This is a genomic window from Methanomassiliicoccales archaeon LGM-RCC1 (assembly GCA_030168575.1).
GTDB lineage: Archaea > Thermoplasmatota > Thermoplasmata > Methanomassiliicoccales > Methanomethylophilaceae > Methanoprimaticola.
The window spans coordinates 297,834-315,518 of the sequence record CP115555.1; the positions used below are offsets into that span (position 1 = coordinate 297,834).

Here is a 17,685-nt window from a genome sequence, read left to right on the forward strand (position 1 = left end):
ATGGCGATACTGGTCACCAAGTGGTTCGGAGTTTTCCTCATCGATGAGAGATCACACAGCATCGTTGACAAGAGGCTGATGCCCAAGGACGCACAGGTGGTCGCTGAGAAGCTCGCCGCCGTCCAGAGAGGAGGCATCCTCGATGAGGAGAGGGAGCTCGCTGCGAAGGTATCTGAGAAGCTCATGGTCGGGGACAGGAGACAATCCGAACTCGGTAAGCCTGAGCTGTTCGACTCATCGTTCCTCACCCCTCAGAAGTTCGGATACGACGATGCGTTCATGCACGAGGTCATGATGGGCCTCGGGAAGCTCAGGACATCCGAACCCGTCCCCAGGGACAAGAACCTGGTCCAAGCGATCAGGAACCTGGACGACCAGATCGCCACGATCAACCTCTACAACGAGAGGCTCCACGAGTGGTACGGGATGCACTTCCCCGAGCTCGCTGACTACGCCAAGGACTCGAAGTACGCTGACCTCATCGCAAGATACGGCGACAGGGATGCTATCATCGAGGAGCTGGGCATCGACATACAATCGATAGGTGCGGACTTCAACGACAACGACATGCGCGCCGTCATGGACCTGGCCGACACGCTATACCGCCTATACGATGACGAGGAGCGCACCGAGGCCTACATCCAGGAGATCGTGGAGGAGACCTGTCCGAACATGTGCGCCATAGTCGGAGGGCCTCTGGCGGCAAGGTTGATCTCGCTGTCTGGAGGACTCGAGAGACTCTCCACACTTCCCTCTTCCACGGTCCAGCTGCTGGGAGCGGAGAGGGCGATGTTCAGACATCTGAAGTCCGGCAAGAAGGGCCCTAAGCACGGTATCATCTACCAGCATCCTGAGGTCCACAAGGCCCCCTACTGGCAGAGAGGCAACATAGCCCGTGCGTTGGCAGGGAAGATCCTCATCGCCGCGAAGGTCGATCAATACCACGGGGAATTCTGCGGCGACGATCTGAACAAGGAATTTATGGCGAGGGTCGAGGACATCAAGCGCAGGTATCCCGATCCGCCCAAGGTCCCCGAAAAGAAGAACAAGCGCAAGAACCGGGGAAAACTGAGAAGGCGCTGATTTACTTACTATTTTTTCGAGAATATAGTAAGTTGGTCAATTCCCCGTCACGTTTCTTACTAAAAAATCGGGAAAGAGGTACGAATTACCGGCATCTTCCATCTTAACGTCGATAGATGCATGCAGAAAGGAAGGCCGAACAGAGCTCCTCATCATCGATCCGACCCAGACCGTTCATGTAATTCGACCGTCATTAACGCGCGCATAACATTATAATTACAGACGGCATCCTGGAAGCCAGATAACATGAGGTCTGTAACCGTTTACGACTTGCATGTGTTCGCTTCCAATGGGGAAGTGAACTTCCGGCCATAAAGCTGGATCGAATAATCCAAAGGATAGTGAAACCAATGTGGGAGATGAAAGAGATCAGAGAGCTGAAAGAGGGAAGGTACGTCAATGTTGACGAGGAGCCTTGTAAGATCGTCAAGATCACTACCTCCAAGCCTGGAAAGCACGGATCCGCAAAGGCGAACATCGATGCAGTCAGCATCTTCACCGGAGCAAAGAAATCCATCGTTGGACCTGTCAGTACAAAAGTCCAGGTCCCCATGATCGACAAGAGGAAGGGACAGATCCTGTCCATCACCGGCGAGGAAGCCCTCGTCATGGACCTCGAGACCTTCGAGAACCTCTCCATCGTCATCAACGACGACGCAGAGCAGAAGATCGAGGAGGGTGCTGAGGTTCTGTACCTCAACGCCATGGGCAGATACAAGTTCATGTGAGGACTGGTAAAATATCATACGGACTCGGGTATGCCGGAGCGGACTCTGAATATGAGGAGTCCGAGGTCGTCATATTCGGAGTCCAGTATGATCATACCGCCTGCTTCAAGGCAGGCGCTAGGGAGGGACCCACCGCCATCAGGCGGGCCTCCTATAATTTTGAGGAGATCCATTTCGAGCACGGCATCCATCAGGAGCTGCCGGCCATCTGCGACTACGGTAACGTGGACGACTTCGTCGTCCCCGAGGACATGGTCCAGGAAGTGGATTTCGCCGTCGGCCCTGCCATAAGGGACGGCAAGTTCCCCATCACCATCGGCGGGGAGCATTCTGTGAATGTTCCTGTGGTCAGGAACTTCGACAAGGACGACATCGCCGTCATCTCGATTGATGCCCACCTGGACTCCAGGGACGAGTATCTCGGGACACCGCTCAGCCATGCCTGCATCATGAGGCGCGCTGCAGAACACGTAGGCATCGAGAACACCTTCGTCCTCGGCTGCCGCGCCATCGGAGAGGAAGAGCTGGACAGGGACGATGTCATCCCGTTCATAAGCGCTTACGACATCTTCGACAACGGCATCGATTGGGCGATCAAGAAGGCTCTCGACAGCGTCAAGCACGAGCACGTCTACCTCACCATCGATATCGACGGAATCGATCCTGCATACGCGCCCGGAACCGGCACTCCAGAACCTTTCGGACTCCATCCTTACGACGTCAAGAAGGTCATCAATGCGGTCGGCGACAGACTCGTTGGATTCGATGTCTGCGAGGTATGTCCTCCGGCAGACCCTTCGGGCATAACGGCCATACTGGGTGCAAGGCTTATCAACGAAGCGATCGCGGTCCACGCCAAGAATCTCAGGCAGTGACCGCTTCCTTCTCTTCCTGCTCTTTCTTAGAGACCTGACTTTGACACATCTGCCAATCATTATTCTAAAAAACGGGAACCGACAGAATTTGACAGTTGTCGATATGGAGCAGGATCGAACCGTGGAGGACATCTCTGATTGGACACATCAGGCGATATGATACGGATCGACACCCATTCCTGACTTGAGTTATATCGGAAATCAAGAACCAACGGACCGCTCATCCATTCAATGTTCCTAACGGGCATCAGCTGTCAAATTCCGTCTCGGATTAAACGAGAATAATCCGGGTCCTCGGACGTCTGGACCGAACGGATCATGTGTCGAATGAAGTTGTTTCAAAGGATGGAAAATGCTCTGAATGGTCATCGCGCAACACAAGCGGTGACGTTCCATTGAATGATACGGCGTTTATTATGATGAACATAAACATGCATTTTCTGGATAGGGACCGACGAACCGGACGCACAATTATATTCTAAAGATACGACTCATCCGACGATGTGCTACAAAGTGCTCAAGATGAGGATCGAGCCCAATGCTACTCAAAGGGATATGATAGACTGCACCATCGGCTACAACAGGTACGTCTTCAACTACCTCATCACTGCCAACAAACTGGCTTATGCCGAGGAGGAGAGGATCCTATCTGAGTTCGAGATGAACAACCTCTGCACCAAATTAAGGAAGATGTGGCCGTGCTTCCGGAAGATGCACAGCATGACCCACAACGACGTATCGAGAAGGGTACATCAGGCCTGTTCCAAATGCAGGGAGAACGCGGTCAGGAAGAGGGACAGGGCCGTGGCGAAAGGGACCATACCTGCCGGATCCCCGATCAACATGTCATGGCCGAGGTACAGGAAGCAGGGTAGGTACGATTCCTACGCCCATCTTTCCAAAAGGGACTTCGGATTGGAGTATGCTGTAAATGTAAACGGGAAGAGGGTCAGGAAGCTGAGGCTGGGGAAGGTCAAGGGGCTGATAAGGTGCTACAACCAGGACACGCCTCTGCCGGGGGAGCCGAAGACCTGCATCATATCAAGGAAGGACATGGGCACCCATATGGAATACTACGCGTGCATCTCTTACGAATTCCCAGCCGAAGAGCCCAAGGAGCACTCGGAGCCCAAGGCCGTCGGAGTGGATATGGGCATAAGGCACATAGCGGCAACATCGTACTGTAAGACCTACGACCACAGCAACGACATGCGGAACGATCTGAAGAAACTGAAGAAGCTCAGTCAAAGGCTGTCCAAGGACTGCTGTGATCCTGTCAAGGAGAGGAAGGCACGCAGCAGGCTCAGGCATCACCATGAGAAAATGGCAAACAAAAGGAAGGAGAACATAGAGAGGATATCGAAGGAGATAGTGGACAACAACGACATCATTGTGATGGAGAAATTGAACGTGAAGAAGCTGTGGAACAGGTCGTTATCGAAGAGCATGACCCGCGGTTTCGTCAACAGTTCCCTGGGATTGCTGAGAAACAGGATCCAAAGCAAGGCAGAATGCGCCGGCAAGAGGGTGATCGAAGTCGATCCCAGAGGGACTTCCCAGATGTGTTCCCGATGCGGAGCGGAAGTGAAGAAGAAGCTGGATGTCCGCATACATATGTGCCCCTGCTGCGGCCTCACCGTGGACAGGGATGTCAATGCGGCAATCAATATACTTCACAGGGGTGGACCGGCCACCCCGTTCCTGCAAAGGACGAATCGCCGACCGCCATGATAGGCGGAGAGGCACGTACAGAGACCTTCACCGATCGGTCAGCCGGATCGCTGCGATGTGTCAAAGTCAGGTTAGAGAGATTCTCGATGGTCTCGCGGATCCATGTGTCCGATGTCTCGTAACTGTCCGACTGGGCGTACAGCTTGATCACACCCTTCACGTTGGAGTGCCTGACGAGGATCCATCCCTTGTCGTTGAAGACTTTGATGCCGTCCACGAGCTCCATTCTCTCTCCCTCGTGTTCGGCCTTGAACCTGTCCAGGATCCCGTTGATCTCCTCCTCGGGACACTCGAACGATCCTCTGGAGATGCAATAAGTGGGGAACGGTTCGACCAGCTTGGACATCGGCCCTTCCTTCACGACGATCTCCAGCATCTTTGCCATCGCCAGGATGGAATCGCATGTTTGGATCTCGCTAGGGATCACGGTGCAACCGAAGATGTCCCCTCCGAACACCGCCACGTTCTCCTTGACCTTCCTGACGACGGTCTGCTCGCCTATGGTGCAGAAGATGACTAGTCCGCCGTTTTCATTGACGACATCCTCCATCAGCGTAGAGGAGTTGATGGGCATGACGACCTTTCCCTTGTTCTCGGCGAGCATGTTCTTCGCGAAAATGGCGAAGCTCTTGTCTCCCTGCACAGGCCTTCCGTCCTCCGAGACGAATAGACAATGGTCCGCATCCATCTCTATTGCGATACCTAGATTCAGATTCTGGCTCTTCACTATGTCCCCGAGCTTGATCATCCTCTCCCTGTCCATGACGGAGCTGTCTCCGCCGATGGTCAGACGGTCGACCGATAGCTTCATGAGGAGACCGGATATGATCTTCGCAACCGCCACATTACGGCAGTCTACACAGACCCTCAGATTGGCCTGGCGGATTGCTTCGGCATCCACCTTGGAGATGACGTGATCGATATAGCTCTCTGCGATGTCAGCGACCTTGTATATCCTGCCGACCTCCATAGCAGGGACCTGTTTGTTCTGGGCCATGATGGAATCCATCGTTATCTCATCGAAGATGGGATCCTCGATTCCTCCGGCCTTCAGGACCCTGAAACCGTTGATCTGCTGACCGGCGAAAGTAGCTGTGATGTTGACGCCCGCCTTGATATCGGGATTGTGGACCATATGGTACTGCATCAGGGGTGTAGGAACGATTCCCAGGTCCATGACGTCGCATCCGACGGACATTATACCCGCTACCAGTGCGGATTTCAGCATGATATTGGAAGGACGTCCGTCCATGGCCACGGCCACTGGAGACCCATAGGTGAGACCGATGGTCTTACCGATCTTCAAAGCGATCTCGACATCCAACTCATCGTTGATTATGCCCCTTACGGTGTTACTTCCTGCAAGCAGTGTCATAGCTTACCCGTCATTCCCAGCGCCCGCACCACAAATAATAGCGGGCGACCCAATGGACGTCTTAGACCTATGGTCTAATAAATAACTTCGGTCACCAGGCACGGATAATGACTGATGTTGTACAGACTCTGAACCCGAACCGGCCGGCAGGTACTGTGGATGGGTCTTCCCTGCCGCCGATCCGGAGTTTTCAGAGATTGCTGGACCTCTCCTTGATCCAAGCCTGGATGTCCTTTATCCTGGTGCTTCCGATGCCGAAGTACTCGGCGAACTTCTTGGTGGTGGTCAGCTCCCAGGTGTTCCCGGCCCTCTTCCTGGCGACGAAATCCATCTCCACCAGGGTGTGCACGTCCTCGTACACGCGGGGTCCGCGGAGCTTCAGCAGCTCGGCCTGAAGGACAGGCTGGTAGTACGCGATGGTCGTGAGGGTGCGCAGTACTCCTCCGGACAGCTCCGCCTTGGCGAAGGTGCCGGTGACCTCGGTGTATTCAGGTCTGAGCATCATCCTGTACTCGGTGCCGATCTTGGCGATCTGGATGGCGGAGTCCCTGTCGTCGTACTCCCTGCGAAGGTCCATCACGGCTGTCCTGACCTCCTCCACCGGGAGGTTGGTCTTGGCCGCTATGTCGGATATCTTCAGGTTCTCGGAGGCAGAGTACAGGGCCGCCTCCACCGCGGCCTTCACATTCACTTCACATCACCGCTTCGATGCGTCCGGCGATGCTGTCCTCGATGGTTCCGGAAGCACCCTCGGTCATGATCTCGACGAAGATGTCGCCGTAGGGCAGCGAGTCCTGCCAGACGTTGAGGCGTCCGACCCTGACCAAGTGGAGGATCGAGACGAAGGTCTTCAGGTTCTCCTTCAGGTCGTTGGTGTACAGGTCCTCGATGCAGATCTGTCCGGTTCCGAGCTTCTGGATCCTCGCCCAGACCTGCTCGACGTCCCTGGCGTCGTCCTCCTCGTGGGCCTTGTTGTCGAACTTGGTCGGCTCCTTGGCCTTCAGCTGCGACCTTACGCGCTCCCTCTCCTGCTGGATCTCGATCTCGGCCCTGGCCTCCTCGAAAGCATCGATGAGCTCGTACATGGTGACAGGGCGCACAGGCTCCCTCTGGAAGGCCTCGGTCAGGATGACCTCGGGGACCACCATGGTCTCCTCATCCTCGTAGAAGAAGCTGTCATCGATGTCCATTCCGAACTCCTCGATCGGAGGCTCGGAGAGGGTCCTGGTCGAGTCCGACTGCATCCTCAGGATCTTCCATGCCATCAGCATCAGCTTTCCGGCCACAATCATGTCGAAGGCATTTCTGACGACCTTCGAGTTGTACATCTTGACGAACTCCGAGAGGTTGATCTCCCAGGGGTCGATGCCGTTCTCCAGCACCAGGCTGAACACGGAACGGATCGCCTCGTCGACGGGGTCGGGGAGCCTCTCCCCGTTCTCCGCCTTCGAGAGGATGTCCATGTATCCGCCTATCCTCTGGTAGGTCTCGGTGTTCTCGCTCATTGCCTTGTGGAACAGCAGGTGCTGCTCCAAATCCTCTATCCTTACGTTCCCATCCATTTCAGTTCGCCTCGTTTTCCTTTACAGCCTCCTCCTCGTATTTAGAGACCTCAGCCAGATCGGGCTGTATTATGATCTTGCTGATGCCTGTAGGTGGCCTGGTTACCCCGATCAGTTGATCGGCGACCGCTAGCGCGACCTTCCTCAGGGACACCTGAATGAACTGTGCCTTCTGCGAGCTCTCCTTGACCCTGTGGGCCACCATCTCCGAGTTGACGGAGTCCAGGAACATGTCGACCTCGTCGAGCACGTAGAACGGTGAGGGTTGGTATTCCTGTATGGCGAAGATGAAGGAGAGCGCCGTGAGCGACTTCTCTCCTCCCGAGAGAGCTTCCAGCCTCAGGAGCTTTCCGTTCCTGGGCTTCGCATTTATGATCAATCCGCCGTTGAACGGGTCCTCCTCGTCCTCCAGCGCCATGAACGCCTCCCCTCCTCCGGAGAGCTGGGCGTAGATCTTCTTGAAATTCTCGTCGACCGCCGTGTAGGCCTGCATGAAGAGTCCCTTCTTCTTGTCCTTCAGCGAGTCGGTGAGTGCTGTGAGCTCAGCGATGTTCTTGTTGAGCTGCTGGACCTGCTCGTTCAATGCGTCCAGGCGGCCCTTCTTCTCGTCATAGTCCTCTATGGCGCGGAGGTTGACGTTACCGAGCGCGTTGATCGTGGCCTCGCAGCTCCTGATGATGCGCTTGATCTCCTCCTCAGAGGGTATGGGCTGGGCGACCTCGAACGTGATGGCGTCCACCTCTTCCTGGTTCTGCCTTATGATCTCGGCGAGCTCCAGCATCTGGGCCTTGAAGCTCGTGATCGTGGCCTGGGCGTTCTCTATGGCCATGGCCTTGTCCCTGACCTGCGTGTCCAGTTCGTACCTCTGGTTGGTGAGGTCGTCCTTCTTGTTGCGCAGATCCTCGAGACCGCCTTCCATCTCCGCCTCTATGGCGCGGAGGGCCTCGAGGTCGACCTTGAGACGCTCCATGATCTCCTTGCTCTCCTCGATGATGCGCAGGTCCTCCTCTATGTTGGAGTTGACCTTGTCGAGCTGCATCTGCGTGGATTCGTTCTGCTTCTTGAGACCGAGGATCTCGGTATCGGCTCCTCCGATCTGGAGCTTGTAGTCTGATATCGTCTGGGTGAGGTTGTAGAGCTCATTGCGGACGTTCTGTATCCTGTTCTGCAGGTCGGCAGGCGCTATCTCCGCGATACGGTTCCTGATCTTCGTCCTCTCATCCGTGAGGGCTGTCATCTTCTCGGTCAGGCTGTTGAATTCGGCCCTGGCGTCCGCCAGATCCCTGTCCGTGGACTCATACTTCACCCTGGCCTCCTGCAGGGACTGCTGGGCTTCCTTCTTGGTCTTCTCCAGCTCGGTGATCTTGGCCTTGAGGCCGGCCACCTTCTCCCTCTGCTCCATTCCTGACGAGGATGACTTCCTCATCTCGTCATCGGCACCGCGTATCTCGTCACGGATCTTCCTGAGCTCCGCCTTCACGTTCTCCAACGCCTCGGATGCCTTCCTGAGCTTCTCTCCCAGTTCGGTCAGCTCGTTCTCCGATGCCGCACCGAACTTCATCATCTTCTGCTGGTTGATCGTTCCTCCGACCATGGCTCCGGATGCCTCTATGAGCTCTCCGGCCTTGGTGACGATCCTGATTCCGCCCATGATCCTGCGGGCGGTGTCCATGTCCTTGACGACCAGCGTGTCGCCCAGGACGTACCAGAATGCGTTGTAGTACTTCTGGTTGAAATCTATGAGGTCGATTGCGTATCCTTCGGAATCCTTCTCGCTCATGATGGCCTTAGCCCTCGGCTTTCCGCCCATCATCTTCGTGAGCGGGAGGAATGTGACCCTTCCGAGCCTCTCCTTCTTGAGGTATGCGATCGCATCTGCGGCCACCTGGTCGTCGTCCACTACGACGGCCTGCATCTTTCCGCCTGCGGCCACGGAGAGGGCGACCTCGTAGCCCGCATCCACCTTGGCCAGCTCCTGGATAGTTCCATGGATTCCGGGCATCTCGCCCCTGTTCCTGAGGGCCAGGATGGCCTCGACGGCCATGCTTCCCTGGTTCATCCTGTCGGATACCTTCTTCTCGGCCTGCAGCGCCCTGTACTCCTCGTCGATCTTGCGGTAGGCGTTGTTGAGGTCGATCTCCTGCTTCTCCAGCTCGGACTCCTTGCCCCTAAGCTCCAGGATCTTCGCCCCGAAGTCCTCCAGGCTCGGTCCGGCCGCTGCCTTCTCCTGATCCAAGGACCATTTGGCGTCCTTGATCTCGAAGTCTATGCTCTGAATCTTCTCGTCGAGAGAGGCGTATGCGTTGTGAGCCTCCTCGGATGCCGCTTCCGCCTTGGCGTACTTGCCCTGCGTGGCCATCAGCACCTCGGAGCACTCGTCCGTTTCCTTCTCTACCTTCTCCAAACGCTGCTGGAGCTCCTTCTGCTCTCCGCCGGCGTTCGATATGAGGTCGGAGACCTTGCGCTCCTCCTCCTCTGCCTTCGCCTTGGCCTGCTGGGCCTCGGTCAGCTTGATCTCCAGTTCGGCCTTCGTCTCCTGAATGGCCTTGGCCTGGATGTTGTTACCTGAAATGGTCTCCTCGAACTGCTGCTTGAAGTTCCTGTTGTCCTCAAGGTCGGACTCCGTGGTATCGATCTTGTCCTTCTTCGTGGCGTAATCGATCTTGGTGGTCTCGATCTTCTCCTTGAGCTGCCTGTATTCGGGACCTATCTTGCTCTCGATCTCGTCCTCGACGTCGCGGATCTCCTTGAGCTTCGCATCCCTCTTGGCCTCGGCCTCCGCCTTCTCGGCGGCGAACCTCTGGATGTCCTGATTGCGCTTCTCGATCTGCTCCGCCTGGGCATCGTACGATGCCTTGGACATCTGCAGCTTCCTGTGAGAGTGCTGCGCCTTCGCCATGTCAAGGGCATCCTTGACCTCGACGTATTTCTGAGCGTTCTCGCGCTCCTTCTCGAGCTTCTTCACGTCATTGGTGAGCTCGGTGACAACGATGTTGATCCTGTCCAGATTCGCATTGGCCTCGGTCTTCTCGGCCTCCGCCTTGTCGATGTCCGCATCGAAGCTGGCGATTCCCGATATTCCGTCGAGTATGCCCCTCCTCTGGGTGTTACCCATCTGGACGATGTGGGTGACATCTCCCTGCTGGACGAGGTTGTAGCCCTCTGCGCTGATCCTGGCCTTAGTGAGCAGGTTGTCGAATTCGGTGAGGGTGGACTTCTGGTCGTTGATGTAGAAGTATGAGCTGTAATCCTGGCCGTTGTCGGACATCTTGATGTAACGGGTCAGCCTGACCTCATCGTCATCCCAAGGCATCATGCGGTCGGTGTTGTCGAAGATGAGAGAGACCTTCATGAACGAAGCCTTGTTCTTGCTCTTCCCGCCGTCGAAAATCAGGTCGGTCAGTCTTCCGGCGCGGACGGCCTTGGGGCTCTTGGGTCCCAGGACGAAGAGGATCGCATCCGTGATATTGGACTTACCGGAACCGTTGGGTCCCGTAACCGCGGTGTAACCCTCCATCAGCGGAACTACGACTTTTCCGCCGAATGACTTGAAATTCTCCATCTCGACTGTTTTTAGGTGCAACCGATCCCCCCAACTGGAAACAGCCGACTTATCAGCCGGCCGATCCTATCGAACGTTTACCGCAGGTTGTGCATCCCTTGCGCCCGCGCTATTCGATTAAATAATAATGCGCACGATGGTATTTAAATAACATTATGAAAAGCGGGCGTATGGCTCAGTCTAGGAGAGCAGGTATGTCCGCAACCGAATCCAACACCACCGTGGGCTCGATGTCCGAGGACTCGAGATCGCTCCTCGAAGTCTCTCCGCTGAGGACCAATATGGAAGCGATGCCCGCGAGGTTCCCCATCCTGATGTCGGTGTATAGACGGTCCCCGACCATGACGGTCCCCTTGGGATCCACTCCCATCTCGCCAGCGGCCATGTCGAGCATGAGACTGCTCGGTTTACCGATGATCACTGCAGTAGTCTGGCACATCTGTTCGAACATCCTTATGAAGGGTCCGATGTCTATGTCATAATCAGTTTCCGTAGGGCATACGTCGTCAGGGTGGGTGGCGATGAGTTCCGCCCCCTTCATCAACGCCTTGTACGCCTTGTTGATCTTCTCGTATGTGATGGTGCGGTCGAACGTGAGGTACACGATGTCGGGATCGTCCTCGACCACATTGACGCCCATCGACCTGACCTCCTCGGTGACATCCGGCGAGGCGACCACGTAGACCCTCTTGCCGGGACGCTGCGTGGCCACGAAACGTGCCGTTGCGATGTTGGAGGTCAGCACATTGTCCGAAGTGACGTCGAACCCCATGCGGACCAGCTTGTCGCTGTAATAGGAACGGGAATGGGACGAGTTGTTCGTCAGGAAGACGAAGGGTATCCCCTTGTCCTTCAGAGCCTTGATGAATTCGGTCGCTCCGGGTATGAGCTCGCTGCCCTTGTAGACCGTTCCGTCCATATCGATCATGAATCCAGTGAATCTCATCTCAGCAGCTCTCCTATCATCTCTATGGTCCTTCTCAGCTCCTCTCTCGAGGTCTTGTTGTAGATGGTAGCGGCAGGGTGGTAGGTCGGTATGAACTTGATGTCCCTGTCGCGTATCCTTATCGTCGTGGGGACGTTCGCAATCTCGTCCATCTTGCCCTCGTATCCCATGAGGTCGCGGCATGCCGATTTCCCCAGACCGATGACCACCTCAGCATCGTAAAGCTCCGATTCCAGGAACGGCCTGCAGGCCGCCATCTCCTCGGATGTCGGGTCCCTGTTCTTGGGGGGCCTGCACTTCACCGTATTGGTGATCAGGACGTCCGAACGGCTGAACCCCGCGTCCTTCATCATCCCTTCCAGGATCTTGCCTGAACGGCCGACGAACGGCCTTCCCTCCAGGTCCTCGTTCTCCCCGGGAGCCTCCCCGACGAAGATTATCCCTGAATCGAAGCTGCCGTCCGGCAGGACGATATTGGTGCGGCCTTCGCACAGTCCGCAGAGGCTGCAATCGGGTTCGGGCCTCATCTCTTTTCCTTCACGATCTCCGAGGCCTTCACCAGGGAATAGAATTTGACGCCGATCTCGGCATAGTTCTGCTCACCGCCGCTCTCACGGTCGATGACCGACATAGCATTCTCCACCACGGCCCCGTTCTCGCGGAGCGTCTTGATGGCTGCGATGCTTGATCCTGCGGTAGTGACCACATCCTCGACCACAAGGACCTTGTCCCCGGGGTTGAGGTCTCCCTCGATGAGCTTTCCTGTTCCGTGGTCCTTCTTCTCCTTGCGAACCATGACGTAGGGAATGCCGGTTGCCAACGAGAGCGCGGCCGCCAGAGGGACCGATCCGAGAACGACCCCTGCGATCCTGTCCGGACGGAGGTTCTCGTCCTGCATCTTCTCCGCCATGAGGACGGAGATCATGTAGAGGACCTTCGGGTTGGTACTGGCCTTCTTGATGTCTATGTAGTATTCGCTCTTGGCACCGGATGCCAGCGTGAAGTCTCCGAACTGGAGTGCTCCACAGTCCTTCAATGCAGTTGTGAGTTCGCTCATGTGATCACCACGGCTCCTTCTTGAGTCCCATCTTGAATCCGATAATGTTCACGATGCGATGGATGAAGAACATTATCAATAATATGAAGATCAGGGCGGCCAGATGCCATCCCTCTATGTAGGTTGCGTAGACCCATCCGGGGAAGAAGAGTGCGGTCACCAGGAATGCACCGATGACGAAATCGTACTGGTCCAGGACAGGCGCCTTCTGACCCCTCTCCATGCCGAACCTCCTCTTGATGAATGCCCCGCACAGGTCTCCCAGGACCGCTCCGAAGGCGAGGCAGAACAGGATCCCGACATCGGACCAGAATGAAGGTCCGTATCCTCCGTAGTTCTCCGGATCCCAGAGGGAACCAATGCCCATCAGGATCAATCCCAAGAGAACTCCAGAAAGGCCTCCTCCGAAGAATCCTCCCCATGATTTGCCGTCACCGAAGATACGCTTGCCTCTCCAGGATTTTCCGAAATCCATCTTGGTCTTCGACTTCTTCCCGAAGACTACGGCTGCGGAGTTCGGGACCATGGCCGGCAGGAAAAGCCAAAGCCCGGTCACCATGATTGTCAGAATCTCCAGTATCTCCATTCAGGCACCTTGCATCCAGATATGGGATTGCAGTTAATATCATATCGCTCACCATCCGTCACGGTTTTCTATTCCCTCACCGATAGGCACATATGCTCGTATTGGACAGTTCTGCATTCTTCTCGATGGATGCCTTACCCGAAGAGGAACACGTGTGTCCCCCAGGCGTCATCAGGGAGCTGGAGAAGTACGAGGATCCCCGTCTATCGCTCTGGGGCGACATGGTTAAGGTCTCCGAATGCTCGAAGGAGTCCCTTCAGAAGGTCGAGGAGGCCGCCAAGAAGACCGGCGACATAGGGAGGCTATCCCCTGTCGACATGACGGTGCTGGCACTGGCTGTCGATGTCAACGGGACCATATGGTCCGACGACTACTCCATTCAGAATGTGGCAAGGGTGATGGGGCTCGGTTTCAAACCGGTCGGAATGAAGGGTATAGAGAAGGTCGTCAAGTGGAACTACAAGTGCATAGGCTGCGGCAAATGGTTCAAGGAGAAGTACCCTGAATGCCCTGTCTGCGGTTCTCCGATGAAGGCCTGCAGAAGGAAATGATCACGGGAAGATGCGCTTGCATCTGATCAGGTTGCCCATCCTGCGCTTGCCGAGGATCCTCATGCACATCTTGGTAGTGGCATCGGATCTGAAGGCGAAGGTGTCCGCGAGCTTCTTGTTGAGAGCAGCCATCTTGAGGGGGGAATCCATGATCTCCCTCCACTGCGTCTCATAATTCTGGAGAGATGCTCCGTTGATGACGTTATCCGCCGCTACCTGACCGCATATGCGGCCTGCGATCATCGCCAGGGGGATTCCTCCTCCGTTGACTGATATCACCTGACCGGCTGCATCTCCGACGACCATTCCGTTGCCGCTGACGGTCTTGGGGATGGGGCCTTCGCTGGGAACGTACTTCCCGTATACCTTGCCCTCGGCCTTGAAACCGTGCCTGGCCATGAACTTATCGAAATATGATGAGAGGGTGCCGTCTGCGAACTTGGGAGAGAATCCTACACCGACGTTCGCACGTCCGTCCTTGGGGATGATCCACCCGTACGCACCGGGCGCGATGCCACCGAAGAACATCTGAGTGTAAGGTTCGAAATCCCCTTTGACCTGGGCGGTCACCGCAGGATAGGGGTTCCTGTTCCTCTGCAATCCAAGAGATTGGGCGACCCTCGAACCGGGACCGTCCGCTCCCACGAGCACCTTGTACTCGATCTCGCCCTTGTCGGTGACGGCGACGCCGTCCCTGATTTCGTTGAAGGCCTGACCGAGACAGAGCTCTGCTCCGGCCTCCACCGCCAGATCGGCCAGGTACTGATCGAACCTGTCCCTGTCTGTGGTGTATCCGTTGAACTCCAGCGTCGTGACCCTGTCATCGGGATCGATGAGGTTTATCCCCACGGTATTCAGGCAACGAAGGTCCTCCGGAATGTCGAAGAGGGACTTCATGTCCCTGAGCTTGGGGAACATGTTCTGAATCTCCTCGTCGGAGGGCATGAACTCGCCGCACCTCACGGGGACTCCGACAACGGGACGCCTCTCGAGGATCTTGACCGATGCTCCGGCCTGTGCGGCGTATCTTGCGGTCACGCTTCCCGCCGGACCGGATCCGACGACCAGGACATCCACCTTCTCGGCCATGCTATCACATCGTGTCGATGAAACTCAATAATGAACTCTTATAATCCGAATCGGGAAGGCCGCTGATGATCTCCCTGGCCTTCTTACTGTATTCCTTGATGATATCCTCGCAGCGCTCCTGTATTCCCGCTGCCTTCATGGAGGATACGATCCTCTCTGCATCCTTCTTCTGGATGTCTTTGTCGGAGAAGGCCTGCCTGACCTTCTCCCCGATGCTCTCATCGGCCATCGCCAGACAGAGGGGCACTGTCGGGATCCCCTGCATCAGGGTGTCCATCTGTGCGATTCCCTTGCCGTTACCGAACAGGTCCTCGAGATCGTTACGGATCCTCAGTACGATCCCCAGTCCCTCTCCCAGGACTCCCATCTCTGCGATGACGGATTCTTTCGCACCGGCCTCCTTGGCCGCGCATTCCATCATCACGCTGAGTTCGGATGCCACCCTCTTCTTGATGAGCTCCAGGCACTCGTCCTTGGTAACCGTGGAATCGCCGAGCCTGTCGGTCTGGCTGAATATTCCGTCGCTGATCATGGTGGAGACCTTCATGATGTACGGAGCGACGTTGGGCGCCTTATCGTAGGCCATGCGGAATCCCATGATGTACATGTAATCGCCTGCGACGATGACCTTGGTGGTGGGAGGGATCTTGTGGAAGAGTTTCTTCTTCATCCCTTTAACGTTACCGTCCGCATCGATCATGTCGTGCATGTGGAGGCCGTCGAAGACCGCTCCGAAGCTGGCTGCCATGTAGACCGCGGTATCGGAGTCCTTGCCTCCGTTGGCGTAGTATGATAGAATTCCGAGAGCGGGCCTGACCTTGTGATTGCGTGAGGCGATCATATCCTTGCACATCTCGTTGAGCTCGGGATAAGTGCGCATCACACCATCGATGAGGACCTCGTCGACGGACTCTACGTCCTTCTCGACTATGGAATACCAGCTCTCAGCCATTACACTGGTATCGGAGTGCCGTACTTAACTCTAACCGTGGAAGTGTAAGTCCTGAAAAAGATGAAAGGTAAGAGGTTTGGGTAAAGGGTTTATTGGATTGTCATCAGATAGTCCAGGATGCTGCCTCGCAGAATCCGTACAGGAGATCGGGGTAGACTCCGAGCACGACGACGAAGATCAGACAGATCACGATCGCAACGGTGAATGCTGCGGGGATCTTGAACTTCTCGGTGCTCTCTCCCTTCTCGATGTACATCGCCTTGACTACCCTTGCGTAGTAGTAAAGCGAGATCGCGGAGTTCAGGACTGCCACGAATGCAAGCCACACCCACTCTCCGGATGCGTCTCCGGGGGTTCCCAGAGCCGATGCGAACAGGAAGAACTTGGAAGTGAATCCTGCGAGCGGGGGTATACCTGCAAGCGAGAACAGGAACAGCATCATGGCCGCTGCCAGGAAGGGTGCCCTCTTGGCAAGTCCCCTGTAGTCGGAGATCTTCTCACCGATACCGGCGCAGATGAGTGCACCGACGATGAGGAAGGCTCCTCCCTTCATGAACACGTGGGTGAACATGTGGAACATACCTGCTGCCATTGCCTCAGGAGTCATGACTGCCATGATGATCAGGATGTATCCTGCCTGAGCGATGGATGAGTATGCGAGCATCCTCTTGATGTTGTTCTGTGCGATGGCGACGATGTTTCCGACCGTCATCGTGAACGCTGCGATTATTGCGAAGATGTACTGTGCGACCTCTCCGTAGATGGTTCCTAACGTTGCCGCTCCGATGAACATTACCAGGAAGACCTGGATGAACACAGCGATTCCCATCTTCTTGGATCCTGTTGCCAGGAACATGGAGACAGGTGAGGCTGCTCCCTCGTACACATCGGGTGCCCACATGTGGAACGGTACTGCTGCTATCTTGAATCCGTATCCTGCGATCATGCAGATGATACCGATCATGAAGGCCCAGTTGAATTCCGTGTTGTAGGCGACGAACTCTGCGAGTGCGTAAGTCTCTGTCGTCTGAGCGATTCCGTAGATCATCGAGATTCCGTAGAGGGTCAGTGCAGTGGACATACCGCCTATGATGGCGTACTTCACAGCTGCCTCTGCGGACCTTCCGTCCTTCCTCTTCAATGCAACCATTGCATACGAGGAGATACTGGTCAGCTCGACTCCGACGAAGATGGTCAGCAGATCGTAGGATGTCGTAACGAACAGCATACCGGTCGTTGCACCGAAGAGCAGCGAGTAGTATGCTCCGGCATGGTTCCTGGTTGTCTCAACGCTTGAGTTGGAGACAAGCACTACGAGGAACAGGACGATCAGGAACAGGAGTCCCATGATCGAGCTGTACTCGTCGAAGTACACGCCAAGATAGTAGCCGACGTAGCCGTCGACAAGGAGGCACATGTCGATGAACATCGCGAAGATGACGAAGATCATGGCGATTGCCCATGTTGCAGTGTGCTTCTTTCCGAACATCTGGATGCCGGGCATCACGAGTGCTGCTATGACCAATACGATCATGGCTGCGAGAGGTGTAAGGTCACCGAATATCGATGTTATGATCTCAGCTACCAT

Annotated in this window: 16 protein-coding genes; 5 read left to right on the plus strand and 11 right to left on the minus strand. The window is 55.7% G+C overall.

Annotated features, from left to right (window positions below):
* The 4 genes from PED39_01405 to PED39_01420 all read left to right on the plus strand — a co-directional run bounded on the left by PED39_01405 (position 1) and on the right by PED39_01420 (position 4,417).
* A complete protein-coding gene (locus PED39_01405; protein ID WII07875.1) occupies positions 1-1,083 on the plus strand; it encodes a ribosomal biogenesis protein in 1,083 nt (360 codons plus the stop codon).
* A 350-nt stretch (positions 1,084-1,433) separates the two neighbouring features.
* Positions 1,434-1,811, plus strand: a complete 378-nt coding sequence (locus PED39_01410) for a translation initiation factor IF-5A (GenBank protein WII07876.1) — start codon at positions 1,434-1,436, stop codon at positions 1,809-1,811.
* A complete protein-coding gene (gene speB, locus PED39_01415; GenBank protein WII07877.1) occupies positions 1,808-2,686 on the plus strand; it encodes an agmatinase in 879 nt (292 codons plus the stop codon). The genes PED39_01410 and speB overlap by 4 nt, the downstream gene beginning before the upstream one ends.
* A 501-nt stretch (positions 2,687-3,187) precedes the next feature.
* A complete protein-coding gene (locus PED39_01420) occupies positions 3,188-4,417 on the plus strand; it encodes a transposase (GenBank protein WII07878.1) in 1,230 nt (409 codons plus the stop codon).
* Here PED39_01420 and PED39_01425 read toward each other — a convergent pair.
* From PED39_01425 to PED39_01460, 8 genes are all read right to left on the minus strand, one after another.
* Positions 4,350-5,792 carry a hypothetical protein gene (locus PED39_01425; GenBank protein WII07879.1) on the minus strand — a complete coding sequence of 481 codons (1,443 nt, stop codon included), beginning with the start codon at positions 5,790-5,792 and terminating at the stop codon, positions 4,350-4,352. The genes PED39_01420 and PED39_01425 overlap by 68 nt on opposite strands.
* Positions 5,793-5,982: 190 nt before the next feature.
* Positions 5,983-6,483, minus strand: a complete 501-nt coding sequence (gene scpB / locus PED39_01430) for an SMC-Scp complex subunit ScpB (protein WII07880.1) — start codon at positions 6,481-6,483, stop codon at positions 5,983-5,985.
* Between the two features lies 1 nt (position 6,484).
* The gene (locus tag PED39_01435; protein ID WII07881.1) at positions 6,485-7,354 is read right to left on the minus strand and encodes a chromosome segregation protein ScpA; all 870 of its coding nucleotides are present in this window, start codon (positions 7,352-7,354) and stop codon (positions 6,485-6,487) included.
* 1 nt (position 7,355) lies between these two features.
* Positions 7,356-10,937: a chromosome segregation protein SMC gene (smc, locus tag PED39_01440; protein WII07882.1), complete on the minus strand. Its 3,582-nt coding sequence runs from the start codon at positions 10,935-10,937 to the stop codon at positions 7,356-7,358.
* 154 nt (positions 10,938-11,091) lie between these two features.
* Positions 11,092-11,862: an HAD-IIA family hydrolase gene (locus PED39_01445; GenBank protein ID WII07883.1), complete on the minus strand. Its 771-nt coding sequence runs from the start codon at positions 11,860-11,862 to the stop codon at positions 11,092-11,094.
* Positions 11,859-12,389 carry a uracil-DNA glycosylase gene (locus tag PED39_01450; GenBank protein ID WII07884.1) on the minus strand — a complete coding sequence of 177 codons (531 nt, stop codon included), beginning with the start codon at positions 12,387-12,389 and terminating at the stop codon, positions 11,859-11,861. Before PED39_01450 ends, PED39_01445 begins: the two co-directional genes overlap by 4 nt.
* The gene (pyrE, locus tag PED39_01455; protein ID WII07885.1) at positions 12,386-12,919 is read right to left on the minus strand and encodes an orotate phosphoribosyltransferase; all 534 of its coding nucleotides are present in this window, start codon (positions 12,917-12,919) and stop codon (positions 12,386-12,388) included. The genes PED39_01450 and pyrE overlap by 4 nt, the downstream gene beginning before the upstream one ends.
* 4 nt (positions 12,920-12,923) lie before the next feature.
* Entirely contained in the window at positions 12,924-13,505 is a 582-nt protein-coding gene (locus PED39_01460; protein WII07886.1) for a CDP-2,3-bis-(O-geranylgeranyl)-sn-glycerol synthase, read from the minus strand.
* A 92-nt stretch (positions 13,506-13,597) separates the two neighbouring features.
* Between PED39_01460 and PED39_01465 the strand changes: the two genes are divergently transcribed.
* Positions 13,598-14,056 (plus strand): nucleic acid-binding protein, encoded by a 459-nt coding sequence (locus tag PED39_01465; GenBank protein WII07887.1) that lies wholly within the window; start codon positions 13,598-13,600, stop codon positions 14,054-14,056.
* Here the strand turns inward: PED39_01465 and PED39_01470 are convergent, their stop codons facing one another.
* The 3 genes from PED39_01470 to PED39_01480 all read right to left on the minus strand — a co-directional run bounded on the left by PED39_01470 (position 14,057) and on the right by PED39_01480 (position 17,685).
* Positions 14,057-15,145 (minus strand): NAD(P)/FAD-dependent oxidoreductase, encoded by a 1,089-nt coding sequence (locus PED39_01470; protein WII07888.1) that lies wholly within the window; start codon positions 15,143-15,145, stop codon positions 14,057-14,059.
* 4 nt (positions 15,146-15,149) lie between these two features.
* Positions 15,150-16,097 (minus strand): class 1 isoprenoid biosynthesis enzyme, encoded by a 948-nt coding sequence (locus PED39_01475; GenBank protein ID WII07889.1) that lies wholly within the window; start codon positions 16,095-16,097, stop codon positions 15,150-15,152.
* A 103-nt stretch (positions 16,098-16,200) separates the two neighbouring features.
* Entirely contained in the window at positions 16,201-17,685 is a 1,485-nt protein-coding gene (locus PED39_01480; GenBank protein ID WII07890.1) for an NADH-quinone oxidoreductase subunit N, read from the minus strand.